Below are 14,981 nucleotides of genomic sequence, written 5' to 3' on the forward strand. Positions count from 1 at the left end.
CCGATGATGTTCATCAGGCGTTTTACAGACAAAAAACTGTCAACCTATATCAGGACTAGTCACCTTCGGTGCCATATCGTTCAGTTTCAAAGAACGACGAATAAGCTGAATGGTAAAATTATTGTGAGAAAAGCAGAGGCCTGAATGCAGACCTCTGCTTTGGTTTATCTATTCAGGTTATTTGCCTCTGGCCAGTTTTAATGCCCAGGCGCCGCTCATCACCAGCAGCAGAATCAGGCACAACCCAAAGGCCAACATACATGCCTGCGCCATGTTCATAAAGTGCCAGGGCGGAAGCAGATACCAGCCTTCAGACTGCTGGTAGAGATCGACAAACCACTGCTGTACGCTACTGAGCGTTACGCCATCAGGGACGATAGGCGCGTCATAACCGCAGTCTCCGGTAGGTTTAAACCACTCCGGCGCCCATTCCGCCAACGGTAAGTTGAAAGGAAAGGTCGGGTCAGTCGAACATCCTTGCACGCCAAAAAGTGAATCGGGGTCCGCATTATGTACCGCATGATGGATACCATTAAGCTTAATAGAAAACTTAATGCCCATAATGCTGCCATAAAACGCCGCGATACAGCCAATCAGCTTCAGCACGATATTTTTGGGATTTATCGCCGCAATCACCCCGCCAATTACCATCACAAACATCGCGTAACGAATGTAAACACACTGTTCGCACGGCGCCATGTAGAGATAGATTTGGAAGAACGAGTGCGCCAGGATAATTAACCCTCCCATCGCGATGGCCATTAACAGCCACAGAAAGCGCTGTTCCTGCCATCTCACCAGCGTATCTACTGGTCTTGCGCGTAGGTCTCGCCATAATCCCTTAATAAAATCCATAATCGTTTCCCTGCTTATTTTTTAGTGGCCAGTTCCCGGACGAGTTCAGCCATAGAATCGATGGATTTGATGTTTTTGGTATAGATAAGGTACTTGCCGTTGACGACGTAAGCCGGAACACCCTGAATTTTGGCAACGTCATAGGCGGCTTTCCATTTTTCCAGAGTCTCCTGAACGGCAGGATCTTTCAGCGCCGCTTCAAAATCAGCCTGGCTCATGCCTGCGGCGTCCAGCCCGGTTTTAATAAATGCTGCCGGATCTTTCCCATCTGACCAGCGCTCTTTCTTATCATGGTAAGCCGCGTACCAAGCGAACTTCGCTTTTTTGAATTGTGATTTAGCATCAAATAACGAAATCCCGGCAGCTTTATCTTTGGCGATCAGGACTGCAAATACTTCGCTGGCCTGTTTGCCATATTCGCCTTTTGTTTCCAGGTGGAACGGAGTGAACGTAACGAGATCGGCTACTTTATCAGAAACCGGACCTGTTACGGCTTTGTCATATTTGTAGCAGAAAGGGCAGGCGTAGCTAAATACCTTAATCAGCGTTTTATCCGCATTAGGAATCGGTTTCTCCAGAACCATATAATCTGTGCCCTCGGTAAAAGCCGATGCCGCAAAAGGAGTGACCAATGCCGCGGTTAATACTACGCTTTTAAATAAAGAGGTAATCCATTTAGATGACATATTAATTCCTTCCCGTGATTTATTTAAACATTTGCGTTGGATGAACCAGTAACGCACGATAGTGAGTCTGGTTGGGCTTATCCGACAGCACATCAATTTCAACTTTCACTTCTTTCGTTTTATAGTCAATCTCATTCAGTTTGCCGACTGTTGGTTTACCAACGTCGAACAGGTTAATAGAACCGCCAAAGCCGAACATGGTGTCGCGGTCTTTTTGATATTCAACAACCGAGGTAATAGGACTATAGAAATCATATCCACGTTCTTTACCGTATTCCCAAACTTGTTGTACGGTGCCTTTCTTCTCATCGATCTTATATTCGACAAAACGGGAATATTTCATGGTCGGTAGAGCCGGTTGCTCCAGGCCGCGACCATCGCCGTTATCAAAGACCGTTAACGTGCCTTTGCTGGAAAGCCATGCCGTATGTTGGGTATAGGTGAAATCGAAATCGGTGTCCTTACACTTGCCGTTTTCGTCACAGGTCAACGGCTTACCATGATCGTCTACCGGTTTCAGCAATTTACTGGCTAGCTGCTTATTCCAGCCTTTAGACGGTGCCAGTATCCATTTCACCTGCTTATCGCGACCAATTTTTACAATACCCTGATGGCGGGAAGAAAGGATGATGGAGTCGTCTTTCGCGTCATAAGCGATAGAGTTGACGTGCGCCCAGTTACGACCGGCACCAACGCCAAGCGCATCGCCATACGGCGTATCCGGTTCGAGTTTCGCCTGCTGTCCGGCATGGGCCAGATCGACGTTCACGCATACTGCGCCCGCATCCAGCGCGCCGAGCAGCGCATCACGCATAGGGTCGAGGATTTTGGTTAAATCCCAAACGTCTACTACGCGGCCAGACTTATCGACCTCAATGATTTGGTCACGAATCGTATGAACATGTATGCCGTCTTCTTTGCGGTAATCGCGTTTGCCGACGCGCAGCAGTACGGTGCCGTTCACGGTTTCGATGGATTCATGAGACGCATCCAGGAACCCGCGCGGCAGTTTATGATCGGCAAGAATTTGCCCCATCATGTCAAACTCGTACCAGTGCTGGCCCTGCACCGCGGTAAAGGTGCCGCGAGGCGTTTCACGAATACCCATCAGGTAGCCGCGTTTGTTGATATTCATATCGTGGCCGTCGTAGAAGGTATCTTGATCCAGCCACCAGCGGTATTCACCCTGGGTGTCGACTACAAACGTGTAAGGGGCGATATCGAAAGGCAAAGCCCCGCCCGCCGGGCCGGCATCAAGAATGCCCGCATTTTTATCTTTTTCGCCGTGCCAGTGAAATTCAGCGCCCTGCGGCGTAAAGGTATGGGTATTTACCAGATAAAGACGATCTTCAAATCCTGGCGCGACTTTAATAACTTTCGTTTGCTGGAGATCTGAAATAGAACGGTTATCCATATAATGGTTGACGATGGCGGACGTCTGCACCACATAGTCATCCTTCATGGCTTTGCCGTTTTCTTTATATTCTACCGTGACGTTGTTGGCAAATTTCTGATAAAGGCCAAAAATAGGAATACCGTCATAGGTTTCTAAAGATTCTTTCCCAACGGTATAAGTAACGGGAACGCCTTTTTCCCCTTTGCCATGTACAGTAACTTTAACGTCTGAAATAATATGGCTATCTAATTCCACCAGTGCGGTGAGAGGGGCATTACCGTAAGGATCGACAACGACTGCGCCTAATTTTCCTGCGGGCTGCGCTGGTTGAAAACCTGCAGCAAATGTACTGGCTGCGGTGAGTCCGCATGTCAGTGCGACGGCGCCGGCAAGTATTGTTTTCCGGTATTGGTCAAACATGGATATATCTCCTTATATACAACTTCTAAATATAATACTTCTGAATATACTATGTTTTTATGAATGATAAATGAGGTAAATGATTGGTCTTTAAATATAAGTCATAATACTATTGCTTATTTTAAAATATACTCTGTATCAATGTTTTTTAATTGCCTTAATAAGTCGATAGTAGGAGTGTGATATTTTAAGAACAATATAAATTAGTACGAAGTGTGATCTTATCGACATTGTTTTCTGCTTAATACCTCTTTCATTATTGTGTTTCACCACTGATTTATATGATCAAAATCATTTATTTGTTCCACAAATATGCCAGTATATGAATACGTCAAAATAAGGGTATGTAAAATTTTAACGTTAAATGTTTAGTGATGTTAAATTTTAAGGGTAAAAAGGATGTTTATTGCCTGGTATTGGATAATATTAATCGTTCTGGTGGTAGTAGGGTATATTTGCCATATGAAGCGTTATTGCAGAGCGTTTCGGCAAGACAGAGATGCATTACTTGAAGCGCGAACGAAACGTTTTCGCCAGACGAGCGAAGGCGACAGCGTGATGAATGAGCAGAAATAGCGCATATCCTTGACGGGCAGCCGGATGTTGCCTGGCTAAAGGCCTGCATCCGGCGCGACGTTTCTCTTAACCGATACCTATCGTCTGCAAAATGACGAGACTGAGCCCCATGATGGACATACCGCAAAGCACGCCATAGCTGGGGTTATTGTTAGGATCGATCTCTTTTGCCAGCGGCATCAGTTCATCAACGGAGAGCGCCACCATAATACCGGCGACTGCCGCCATGATAGCCGCCATAACGATTGGCGAAACCAGACTGCCCAAAATCAGCCACGCCAGCACGCCGCCAAGAATTTCCGCCATGCCGGAGATACCGGCCCAAAAAATCGCGGTACGTTTTGAGCCCGTCGCGGCATAAACCGGGCCGGCAACCGCCAGACCTTCAGGAATATTGTGCAACGCCACCGCCAGTGCGATGCCGAAACCCAGTTCAAGATTGCTGCTGGCAGTGACAAAGGTGGCGATCCCTTCCGGAAAGTTGTGCAGGCTAATGCCGAGCGTCAATAAAATCGCAGTGCGTTTTATCGAGCCGGGAAGCGGCTGCTGCCTTTTTTGCATCAGATCCTGCGGATGAGCGTGAGGAAGCAGGCGGTCCAGCCCGAAGTAGCCCAACAGGCCGATAATAAACATTCCGTAGCCCAGTACAGGCGACATCCCCTCGGTATCAAGCGCGGCGGGCAGCATCTCCATCAGCGAGATGAGCAGCATGATCCCTGCGGCGAAGCCCAGCGAAAAAGCCAGCACGCGATTAGACGGTTTTTGGCCGAGAACGCCAAGAAACGCACCAATAAAGGTGGCGGCGCCCGCCAGTAAGGTCAGAATAAGTGGTACTGACATCCATTACTCCTTATCAATTTGCCGTCCGAACCTGACCTTCAAAATAACTGATGATCTTCATCATAGTTATCTGAGTTCTTCCTCTGTGAAGAAAGCGTATGGTGATGTTAACAAAATGTCTTTCCTGTAAGGATAACATCATGTCTTTAACGTGTATGCCAGCATTGTTTTTGGGGCATGGCAGCCCGATGAACGTGCTGGACGATAATGATTATACCCGCGCCTGGCGGCGATTGGGGGAAGCCCTGCCTCGACCACAGGCGATAGTGGTGGTGTCGGCGCACTGGTATACCCGCGGGACGGGCGTCACAGCGATGGAAAGGCCGCAAACTCTCCATGATTTTGGCGGTTTTCCGCAGGCGCTGTATGACACGCATTATCCGGCCCCTGGATCGCCTGCGCTGGCGCAGCGTCTGGTTGAACTGTTGGCTCCCGTTCCCGTCGCGCTCGATAAAGAAGCGTGGGGATTTGATCACGGCTCCTGGGGCGTATTGATCAAGATGTACCCGAATGCGGATATCCCGATGGTGCAGCTTAGTGTTGATAGTACCAAACCGGCGGCATGGCATTTTGAGGTGGGTCGTAAGCTGGCGACGCTGCGTGACGAAGGCGTGATGCTGGTGGCCAGCGGGAATGTGGTTCATAACCTGCGGACTGTGCGTTGGCACGGTGACAATATACCGTATCCCTGGGCGGCGTCATTTAATGACTTTGTGAAAGCCAATCTGACGTGGCAGGGGCCGGTAGAACAGCACCCGCTGGTGAATTATCTGCAACATGAAGGGGGGGCCTTATCGAACCCGACGCCGGAGCACTTTTTACCTTTGCTGTATGTACTTGGCGCCTGGGACGGCAAGGAGCCTATCACCATCCCGGTCGACGGTATTGAGATGGGCAGTATAAGCATGTTGTCGGTGCAGGTGGGGTAGGCCGGATAAGGCGCGGAATGATTGCCCGATGGCGCTACGCGCATCGGGCTTACAGGAGAATCTATCCTTCGACAAAAATATGCGGATAGAAGCGGGAGAGATCCTGGGTGATCAGCGCCCGATCTTCACGGATACCAATTCCGGCGGGCTGATCGTTAATCAGCCAGCTACCAATCAGGGTGTAACTGTCGCCGAATTTTGGCAGCGGATAGAACTGTTGCACGATCATACCCTCTTCGCCATACGGGCCTTCCACGGATTCGATCGTTTTACCGTTCTCAATAATCGATACGTTCGCCCCTTCGCGGGAGAAGATCGGTTTCACGACATATTTATCCATTGGCGGATGTTCGTCTTCGGCGAAATACGCAGGCAACAGATTCGGATGGTCAGGGAACATCTCCCACAACAGCGGCAACAACGCTTTATTGGAGATAATGCTTTTCCAGGCCGGTTCCAGCCAGCGCACGCCGGCATCTTCCAGCTTGGTGGAAAACATCTCGCGCAGCATAAATTCCCACGGATAGAGCTTGAACAGGTTCGCAATGACCTGATCCTGCAGATCCGTAAATTGGCCTTTTTCCCCCAGACCAATATCGTCGATATAGAGAAATTCGGTGGCGATTTCCGCTTCGGCCGCGCAATCCTGTAAATACTGAATGGTGCCGCGATCCTCAACCGTATCGCGACAGCAGGTGAGATGCAGCAACTGAAAACCGTACTGCTCGCGAAGTTCAGCAAAGCGTTCAATCAGTTTTTCCTGCAGGCTATTAAACTGATCGCTGCCTTCCGGCAGATTGCCCGCGTTGATCTGATCTTCCAGCCAAATCCACTGAAAAAACGCCGCTTCATACAGCGATGTTGGCGTGTCGGCATTATTTTCGAGCAGCTTAGGCTCGCCGATGCCGTCCCAGGCCAAATCGAGGCGGGAATAGAGCGACGGTTGTTGCGTTTGCCAGGACTGGCGAACAAAACCCCAGGTATGTTTTGGAATACGAAACTTCGTCATCAGCTCATCGCTGGCGATGACGCGTTCTACTACCTTGAGGCACATCTGGTGCAGCTCGGCGGTAACGTCTTCCAGTTTTTCCACCTGGGCGAGCGTTAACTTGTAATAAGCGTCTTCACACCAGTACGGTTCACCATACATAGTGTGAAAATTAAACCCGTATTCAGTCGCTTTATCGCGCCAGTCCGGGCGCTCGGTAATACTGACTCTTTCCATGCGTATCAGCCGCCCATCGAACGTGTTGAAGTACCGGCAGCGCTACGCTGCATGGTGCTCTGTTTGGCGACGGATTCGCCAAAACCGCCGCGGGTAACGGTTGTTGTGGTGGCCGGTTTCGGCGCCATCGCGGTTTTCGGTACGGTCATTGTCCGGCCCGGTTGCGCCGCGCCGTAGTTTTTACCTGCCGCATCGGTATATTTGCCGTATGCAGGGCTGGCCGGGTTTTTCGAGCTAAACAGCGGCTGTTGCGCAAAGCCTGCGCCGCCGCCCATCAGACGCCCCATCATGTAACCTGCCATAAGCGGCATCCAGAAACTGCCGCTGGATTGTTGGGCCTGCGCCTGATTTTCCGGCGCCATGCCAGCCTGTGCAGGCGCTTGCTGGCACTGACCTTCGCCAAACTCAGCGACGCAATCTTCGCGTGTAGCGTACTTAGGCGCAGTACGTTCGGCCTCTTTCAGCGCATTGTTATACGCGGTTGTACATTCCGCGCTTTTGCCCGGATTCGCCGCTGAACAGTCATCAGCGTTTTGATACAGCGATACGGTTTCATCGCTTTTTTCACAGCCAGCCAGCATAAAAACAGCCGTAACCGCCAGAGCGACCGGCGTTAAATGCCGCGCGCTCCAGCTTTTGCGAAATGATGCGTGATGGATGGATTTTGTCCGTTTCATATTTGTCTTCCAGGACCCAGTGGTAAATACAACATGCGTTCAGAATAGAGGATGACTGGTCGAAATTGAAGCGAGAAAAGGCGAGAATGCGGCGGAATAGCAGTATCTTTACGTTGTCTTACGTTCAGGCGCGGCTTTATGACAGGTAGCGCCGCGCTTACCAGACCTACAAGGGCATAGGTCTGATAAGCGCAGCGCCAGCGAATAACTTATCAATGCCGGAATGGATTGCCGTTATTGCTGTTGGCGCGAGCGGCGGTCGGCTGTACTGCCGGCGCGGCGCTATGGGCATTATAACCGTCTGCGGCAGCATCCTGCTCTGGCGTTTCCGGCGCTACGCTTTCCGGCGACGTCGGGATAGGTTTACCCAACGTACTGTTAAGCGCGAGCAGATCCTGCTCGTTCAGCGTACCGAGCGCATATTTGATATTTAACTGATTAATCAAATAGGTATAACGCGCGTTGGCCAGTTGCTGCTTGGCATCATACAGAGTGGTGGTGGCATCCAGTACGTCAACAATGGTACGTGTACCGACCGAGTAACCGGCTTCCATTGCATCCAAAGAACTTTGCGCGGAAACGACTGCCTGTTTATACGCGTTGATGCTGCTGATGGAGGCGTTAATATTGTTAAAGGAAGAACGTACGGTCTGCACCACGCTACGGTGCGCGCTTTCCAGCTGTTCGCTTGCGCCGACGAAGTTATACTGCGCCTGTTTTACCTGCGAGTTAACCATCCCGCCTTGATACAGCGGCAGGGAGAAGTTCAGGCCGATTTTATTCTGCCCCATGTTGCTATCGTCGTACTGGGCGGAGTTGGTTTTAGAACCGCTATAAGAGGTATCAGAAATGCCGGTTGAGGCCGTTAAATTCAGCGTCGGCAGATGGCCATCCTGCGCCTGACGGATTTGTTCGCGCGCCAGATCCTGACTTAAACGCGCCTGCAACAGCGACAGGTTACGGTTTTCCGCTTCCTTCAGCAGCGCATTAACAGCTTTGGGTTTGTCGGTTTTAAAATGCTCGACGTTAAGCGACGCCAGCTCCGGGTAATAATTGCCGGTTACCTGGCGCAGCTCTTCTACCGCGTTATCCAGGTTGTTGCGGGCGGTCACTTCATTCGCCAGTACGGTATCATATTGCGCACGGGCGTTTTGCACGTCGGTAATGGCGACCAGACCCACGTTAAAACGTTGCGTCGTTTGATCTAACTGACGGTAGATAGCCTCTTTTTGTGCCTGGGTATAGGAAAGCACATCAATAGCGTTCAATACCTTAAAATACGCGTTCGCGGTATTGAGGATCAGCGTCTGCTGATCGGTCTGATAGGTGACATCCTGAATGCCTGCTGCTTTTTCTTGCAGGGTGAGCCCACGCCATTTCGACATATCAAATAGCGTCTGCGTTAATTGCAGGGAAGCGCTGGTTTCATTGGAGTTGATACCGTTCGCATCGCGATAACCGTTGCTGTAGGTGTAGTCGGCACCCAAACCCAGTTGCGGCAGTAAAGGACTACGCGCTTCGTTAATTTTTTCGAATGCAGCATCGCGATCGGCAGCGGATTTACGCAATTCCGGGTTGCTCAGGCGTGCTTGCTGATAAACTTGCATCAGGTTCTCTGCCTGGCTTAGTGTGCTGAACCCCGACAGGCTCAGGCCGATAAGGATGGGGAGCAATTTCTTCATTTGCATTCCTTGTTGTGAAGCAGTATTTAGCGCTGATCAATTTGTAAAAATAATTGCTGATTCTAGCAGAATCCGCCACTGCAAAAAGTTGGCGTTACGTGCCATACGAGCCTTAATTGGCACCAATTTACCACAAGGGTGATAAAACAGCAGTCAACCACCCTTGAAATTCATCATTTAATCATTATTGCTAGCAGGGCAGCACAATGCGTAAATCAGACAACTTGCCAGTTACTTTCACCAAAAGCGATGTAGAAATTATTGCACGGGAAACGCGCTATCGCGGTTTTTTTTCATTGGATGTGTATCGATTCCGCCATCGTTTATTCAACGGAGAAATGAGTGGCGAGGTAAAGCGCGAAATTTTTGAGCGCGGGCACGCCGCCGTCTTGCTACCCTTTGACCCTGAACGCGACGAGGTGGTGCTGGTCGAACAGATTCGTATTGCCGCGTATGACACAAGCGTTACGCCGTGGCTGCTGGAGATGGTCGCTGGCATGATAGAAGAAGGCGAAACCATTGAGGCGGTCGCCCGGCGAGAGGCGATGGAAGAAGCGGGGCTGACCGTAGGCCGCACCCGACCGGTCATCAGTTACCTGGCGAGTCCAGGAGGAACCAGCGAGCGCTCATCTATTCTGGTGGGTGAAGTGGACGCCACGACCGCGGCAGGTATTCATGGTCTGGCGGATGAAAACGAAGATATTCGGGTTCATGTGGTAAGCCGGGAACAGGCATACCAGTGGGTAGAAGAGGGGAAAATCGACAACGCAGCCGCAGTCATCGCTTTGCAATGGCTTCAGTTGCATCATCAAGAGTTAAAAAACGAGTGGAAAAAATGAAGCGTTATACACCTGACTTCCCAGAAATGATGCGTTTGTGCGAAACCAATTTTTCGCAATTGCGCCGCCTGTTGCCGCGCAATGACGCCCCCGGTGAAACGGTGAGCTATCAGGTGGGTAACGTACAATATCGGTTAACGATTGTGGAATCGACCCGATACACTACGCTTGTAACGATCGAGCAAACGGCGCCAGCCATCACCTACTGGAGCCTGCCGTCGCTGACGGTGCGCCTCTACCATGATGCGATGGTGGCTGAAGTGTGTTCAAGCCAGCAGATCTTTCGCTTCAAAGCGCGGTATGATTATCCAAATAAAAAGTTGCATCAACGCGACGAAAAGCATCAAATTAATCAGTTTCTGGCCGACTGGCTACGATTCTGTTTAGCACATGGAGCGATGGCGATTCCGGTTTATTAGCGTCGTGAAACCTAAGGACACCATTTGGAAAGCCTGTTAACCCTACCTCTGGCTGGTGAGGCCCGAGTCAGGATTTTACAAATTACAGATACTCACCTGTTTGCCGAAAAGCATGAAACGCTGTTAGGCGTCAATACCTGGGAAAGTTACCAGGCCGTGCTGGAGGCTATTCGGGCGCAACAGTATGAATATGATCTGATCGTGGCCACCGGCGATCTGGCGCAGGATCAATCCGCTGCGGCTTATCAGCATTTTGCTGAGGGTATCGCAAGCTTTCGCGCGCCTTGCGTTTGGCTACCGGGCAATCATGATTTTCAGCCGGCAATGTACAGCGCGCTGCAAGAGGCGGGGATTTCCCCGGCTAAACGCGTGTTAATCGGTGAACAATGGCAGATTTTGTTGCTGGATAGCCAGGTGTTTGGCGTTCCGCATGGCGAACTGAGCGAGTTCCAACTGGAATGGCTTGAGCGTAAGCTCGCCGATGCGCCAGAGAGACAGACATTGCTCCTTTTGCACCACCATCCGTTGCCGGCAGGGTGCAGTTGGTTGGATCAGCACAGCTTGCGTAATGCCGGTGAGCTGGATAGCGTGCTGGCGAATTTCCCGCGTGTAAAATATCTGTTATGCGGACATATTCACCAGGAGCTGGATCTTGACTGGAACGGTCGCCGTCTGCTGGCGTCGCCGTCAACCTGCGTACAGTTCAAACCGCACTGCGCGAACTTTACGCTGGATACTATCGCGCCGGGCTGGCGTACGCTGGAGCTCCGGGCGAACGGCGTCCTGGAGACGGAAGTGCATCGCCTGCAGGATACCCGGTTCCGACCCGATACCGCTTCGGAAGGATACTGATGTCTACGCTTCTCTATTTGCACGGATTCAACAGTTCCCCTCGCTCGGCAAAAGCGTGCCAGCTAAAAAACTGGCTGGCGGAGCGTCATCCGCATGTTGAGATGATCGTCCCTCAGCTGCCGCCGTATCCTGCCGATGCGGCGGAGTTGCTGGAATCTCTCGTGCTTGAGCATGGCGGTGCGCCATTAGGGCTGGTAGGATCGTCGCTGGGTGGTTATTACGCCACCTGGCTGTCGCAATGTTTTATGCTGCCGGCTGTGGTGGTGAATCCCGCCGTGCGGCCCTTTGAATTACTGACCGACTATCTCGGTCAGAACGAGAACCCCTACACCGGGCAGCAATATGTGCTAGAGTCTCGCCATATTTATGATCTTAAAGTCATGCAGATTGACCCGCTGGAAGCGCCGGACCTGATCTGGCTACTGCAACAGACGGGCGATGAAGTGCTGGATTACCGCCAGGCGGTGGCATATTACGCCTCCTGCCGTCAGACAGTGACCGAGGGTGGTAATCACGCATTCACGGGCTTCGAAGATTATTTCAACCAGATTGTCGATTTTCTTGGACTGCACAGTTGCTGACAATCAATTCGAATTGCTAATTAAACCATGACGCAAACTTATAACGCTGATGCCATTGAGGTACTCACTGGGCTTGAGCCGGTACGCCGCCGCCCGGGGATGTACACCGATACGACCCGCCCCAACCATTTGGGTCAGGAAGTGATTGATAATAGTGTGGATGAAGCACTGGCAGGTCACGCCAAACGCGTGGATGTCATTTTACATGCCGATCAATCGCTGGAAGTGATTGACGACGGACGCGGGATGCCGGTGGATATCCATCCGGAAGAGGGGGTTCCGGCGGTAGAACTGATCCTCTGTCGACTTCATGCCGGCGGTAAATTCTCCAATAAGAACTATCAGTTCTCTGGTGGTCTGCATGGGGTGGGGATTTCGGTAGTGAATGCCCTGTCAAAGCGCGTGGAAGTGACCGTGCGCCGCGACGGTCAGGTCTATAACATCGCGTTTGAAAACGGCGAAAAAGTGCAGGATTTGCAGGTTGTCGGCACCTGCGGTAAACGTAATACTGGCACCAGCGTGCATTTCTGGCCGGACGAAAGTTTCTTCGACAGCCCGCGTTTTTCTGTCTCTCGCTTAATGCACGTTCTGAAAGCAAAAGCGGTGCTGTGTCCCGGCGTGGAAATCACTTTTAAAGATGAAGTGAATAACAGCGAGCAGCGCTGGTGCTACCAGGATGGCCTGAACGACTATCTGGGCGAAGCGGTAAATGGCCTGCCAACTCTGCCGGAAAAGCCGTTTATCGGTAATTTTAACGGTGAAACGGAAGCGGTTGACTGGGCGCTATTGTGGCTGCCGGAAGGCGGCGAATTACTGACGGAAAGCTACGTCAACCTGATCCCGACCATGCAGGGGGGGACGCACGTCAACGGTCTGCGCCAGGGCCTGCTCGACGCGATGCGCGAATTTTGCGAATACCGCAATATTCTGCCGCGCGGCGTCAAACTGTCGGCGGAAGATATCTGGGATCGCTGCGCTTATGTGCTCTCCGTGAAAATGCAGGACCCGCAATTTGCCGGGCAGACCAAAGAGCGTCTGTCGTCGCGTCAATGTGCGGCATTTGTTTCCGGCGTGGTGAAAGATGCCTTCAGCCTGTGGCTGAACCAGAACGTGCAGGCGGCGGAACAACTGGCAGAGATGGCGATTGCCAGCGCGCAGCGGCGACTGCGCGCCGCAAAAAAAGTGGTGCGCAAAAAGCTCACCAGCGGTCCGGCGTTACCGGGGAAACTGGCGGACTGTACCGCGCAGGATCTTAATCGGACCGAGCTGTTCCTTGTGGAAGGGGATTCGGCGGGCGGTTCCGCCAAGCAGGCGCGCGATCGCGAATATCAGGCGATCATGCCGCTCAAAGGTAAGATCCTTAACACCTGGGAGGTCTCTTCCGATGAAGTGCTGGCCTCGCAAGAGGTGCATGATATTTCCGTGGCGATCGGTATCGATCCGGACAGCGACGATCTGAGTCAGCTGCGCTACGGCAAGATCTGTATCCTGGCGGATGCGGACTCCGATGGTTTGCATATCGCTACGCTGCTTTGCGCGCTGTTTGTCAGACATTTCCGCGCGCTGGTGAAGAATGGTCATGTCTACGTCGCGCTACCGCCGCTATACCGTATCGATTTGGGTAAAGAGGTCTATTACGCGCTGACGGAAGAAGAGAAGGCGGGCGTACTGGAACAACTGAAGCGTAAGAAAGGCAAGCCGAACGTACAGCGTTTCAAAGGCCTGGGTGAAATGAACCCAATGCAGTTACGCGAAACCACGCTTGATCCAAATACTCGCCGCCTGGTGCAGCTCACCATTAGCGATGAAGACGATCAGCGTACTAACGCGATGATGGATATGCTGCTGGCGAAGAAACGTTCTGAAGATCGACGCAACTGGCTACAGGAAAAAGGCGATCTCGCGGATCTCGACGTGTAACGGTTGTTGCACGCTTTATCCGGTCTGCGCGCCGCAGGCCGGATAAGCGAATTCGACATGACGCCGCAGCCTGATGGCGACACTTGCGCATCGCATCAGGGAGACGTCAGACGAGGGTAATAACTTAAACGCCGGATTCCAGAATACGAATATTCATTTCCAGCACATCGTCTTTTACCGCGTCGCTATAGGCTTTCATATGCGGGGTTTGCAGATGCGCCTCAAGGTGCGCAACGCTTTCCCACTGTTCAATCATCACGATCGAGTCAGGCGCCAGAGTCTGAAAACTCACGCCCGCGGCATGATCCACCATCGGCGCGTAACCGTGGCACCCCTCTTCTTTAAGAACGGTTGGAATAATTTTCGCAAACTGGTCGAGGACGGCCTGACGGTGATGTTGGCCCGGACGCGTGCGAATTTCGGCAATGACGGTAAGCATGGTTAACTCCTTCTAATTCCAGGATGACCAGTTAAGCAAAAATTTCGCTCAGATGCTTGCGATATTCTGCGGTATAGCGCGGAACATCCGGCATTTTAATCACGTCGTTGGCAATAAACGTTGGTAGCGCGTCCATGCCCAGAAACTGGTTGGCTTTATGGAATGGCAGATAGACGCCATCTACGCCTACGCCGTGGAAAAACTGATCTTTTTCGGTAAATGCTTCCATCGGCGCGTTCCACGTCAGTGACAGCATATATTTTTTCCCCTGCACCAGACCGCCGGAACCGTACTTTTTAGCGGCATCGGAACGCGTGCGGCCATCGCTGGCATAGAGCGTGCCGTGACCTTCGGTAAAGACATCATCCATATATTTTTTTACTGTCCATGGCGCGCCCATCCACCAGCCTGGCATCTGCCAAATCACCACGTCAGCCCAGACGAAATTCTGCACCTCTTCTTTAATGTCATAGTCGCTGTCGGCGCGGACGATCTTAACCTGATGACCCAGATCGCGCAGCAGCCCATCGGCAACTTCGGTCAGGGTGTCATTCAACTGGCCGTTGGAGTGCGCGAATTTTTTCGCCCCGTTGATAATCAGGATGTTACTCATTTTGTGTCCTCAAGAAATGCGTTTGCTGCTGA

The 14,981-nt window shown here is 51.6% G+C and carries 16 protein-coding genes; 7 read left to right on the forward strand and 9 right to left on the reverse strand.

What is annotated here, in order from left to right; genetic code table 11:
• Positions 1-177: 177 nt before the first annotated feature.
• The 3 genes from dsbI to ACLD3P_RS08910 are packed head-to-tail and all read right to left on the reverse strand — an operon-like array spanning position 178 to position 3,357.
• Entirely contained in the window at positions 178-855 is a 678-nt protein-coding gene (gene dsbI / locus ACLD3P_RS08900; protein ID WP_000345576.1) for a protein-disulfide oxidoreductase DsbI, read from the reverse strand.
• Between the two features lie 14 nt (positions 856-869).
• Entirely contained in the window at positions 870-1,541 is a 672-nt protein-coding gene (locus ACLD3P_RS08905) for a thiol:disulfide interchange protein DsbA/DsbL (RefSeq protein WP_000096230.1), read from the reverse strand.
• Between the two features lie 19 nt (positions 1,542-1,560).
• Entirely contained in the window at positions 1,561-3,357 is a 1,797-nt protein-coding gene (locus ACLD3P_RS08910; protein ID WP_000460259.1) for an aryl-sulfate sulfotransferase, read from the reverse strand.
• Between the two features lie 399 nt (positions 3,358-3,756).
• Between ACLD3P_RS08910 and ACLD3P_RS08915 the strand changes: the two genes are divergently transcribed.
• The gene (locus ACLD3P_RS08915) at positions 3,757-3,933 is read left to right on the forward strand and encodes a hypothetical protein (RefSeq protein WP_000469259.1); all 177 of its coding nucleotides are present in this window, start codon (positions 3,757-3,759) and stop codon (positions 3,931-3,933) included.
• Positions 3,934-3,999: 66 nt separating this feature from the next.
• Here ACLD3P_RS08915 and zupT read toward each other — a convergent pair whose 3' ends face one another.
• The gene (zupT, locus tag ACLD3P_RS08920) at positions 4,000-4,773 is read right to left on the reverse strand and encodes a zinc transporter ZupT (protein WP_000115871.1); all 774 of its coding nucleotides are present in this window, start codon (positions 4,771-4,773) and stop codon (positions 4,000-4,002) included.
• Positions 4,774-4,913: 140 nt separating this feature from the next.
• Between zupT and ygiD the strand changes: the two genes are divergently transcribed.
• Entirely contained in the window at positions 4,914-5,702 is a 789-nt protein-coding gene (gene ygiD / locus ACLD3P_RS08925; RefSeq protein WP_001520560.1) for a 4,5-DOPA dioxygenase extradiol, read from the forward strand.
• Positions 5,703-5,763: 61 nt separating this feature from the next.
• On the opposite strand, the gene ACLD3P_RS08930 is transcribed toward ygiD, so the two are convergent.
• From ACLD3P_RS08930 to tolC, 3 genes are all read right to left on the reverse strand, one after another.
• Positions 5,764-6,927: a glutathionylspermidine synthase family protein gene (locus ACLD3P_RS08930; protein ID WP_000442833.1), complete on the reverse strand. Its 1,164-nt coding sequence runs from the start codon at positions 6,925-6,927 to the stop codon at positions 5,764-5,766.
• Between the two features lie 5 nt (positions 6,928-6,932).
• Entirely contained in the window at positions 6,933-7,604 is a 672-nt protein-coding gene (locus tag ACLD3P_RS08935) for a DUF1190 family protein (protein ID WP_000831528.1), read from the reverse strand.
• 212 nt (positions 7,605-7,816) lie between these two features.
• Complete coding sequence (tolC, locus tag ACLD3P_RS08940) at positions 7,817-9,292, reverse strand: outer membrane channel protein TolC (RefSeq protein WP_001663008.1); 1,476 nt, start codon at positions 9,290-9,292, stop codon at positions 7,817-7,819.
• Positions 9,293-9,492: 200 nt separating this feature from the next.
• On the opposite strand from tolC, the gene nudF reads away from it, so the two are divergent.
• The 5 genes from nudF to parE are packed head-to-tail and all read left to right on the forward strand — an operon-like array spanning position 9,493 to position 13,897.
• Positions 9,493-10,125 carry an ADP-ribose diphosphatase gene (nudF, locus tag ACLD3P_RS08945; protein ID WP_001231950.1) on the forward strand — a complete coding sequence of 211 codons (633 nt, stop codon included), beginning with the start codon at positions 9,493-9,495 and terminating at the stop codon, positions 10,123-10,125.
• Positions 10,122-10,544: a DUF1249 family protein gene (locus ACLD3P_RS08950; RefSeq protein WP_000833404.1), complete on the forward strand. Its 423-nt coding sequence runs from the start codon at positions 10,122-10,124 to the stop codon at positions 10,542-10,544. The genes nudF and ACLD3P_RS08950 overlap by 4 nt, the downstream gene beginning before the upstream one ends.
• Positions 10,545-10,568: 24 nt before the next feature.
• Positions 10,569-11,396: a 3',5'-cyclic-AMP phosphodiesterase gene (cpdA, locus tag ACLD3P_RS08955; RefSeq protein WP_000444735.1), complete on the forward strand. Its 828-nt coding sequence runs from the start codon at positions 10,569-10,571 to the stop codon at positions 11,394-11,396.
• Complete coding sequence (gene yqiA / locus ACLD3P_RS08960; RefSeq protein WP_000105725.1) at positions 11,396-11,977, forward strand: esterase YqiA; 582 nt, start codon at positions 11,396-11,398, stop codon at positions 11,975-11,977. Before cpdA ends, yqiA begins: the two co-directional genes overlap by 1 nt.
• Before the next feature lie 27 nt (positions 11,978-12,004).
• Complete coding sequence (parE, locus tag ACLD3P_RS08965; protein WP_000195318.1) at positions 12,005-13,897, forward strand: DNA topoisomerase IV subunit B; 1,893 nt, start codon at positions 12,005-12,007, stop codon at positions 13,895-13,897.
• Between the two features lie 124 nt (positions 13,898-14,021).
• On the opposite strand, the gene ACLD3P_RS08970 is transcribed toward parE, so the two are convergent.
• Complete coding sequence (locus ACLD3P_RS08970) at positions 14,022-14,336, reverse strand: putative quinol monooxygenase (RefSeq protein ID WP_000958587.1); 315 nt, start codon at positions 14,334-14,336, stop codon at positions 14,022-14,024.
• A 31-nt stretch (positions 14,337-14,367) separates the two neighbouring features.
• The gene (locus ACLD3P_RS08975; RefSeq protein ID WP_000065416.1) at positions 14,368-14,949 is read right to left on the reverse strand and encodes an NAD(P)H-dependent oxidoreductase; all 582 of its coding nucleotides are present in this window, start codon (positions 14,947-14,949) and stop codon (positions 14,368-14,370) included.
• Positions 14,950-14,981: the final 32 nt, after the last annotated feature.

It is taken from the genome of Salmonella sp. 741265073_HBA (genome assembly GCF_046569105.1).
GTDB classification, from domain to species: domain Bacteria; phylum Pseudomonadota; class Gammaproteobacteria; order Enterobacterales; family Enterobacteriaceae; genus Salmonella; species Salmonella enterica.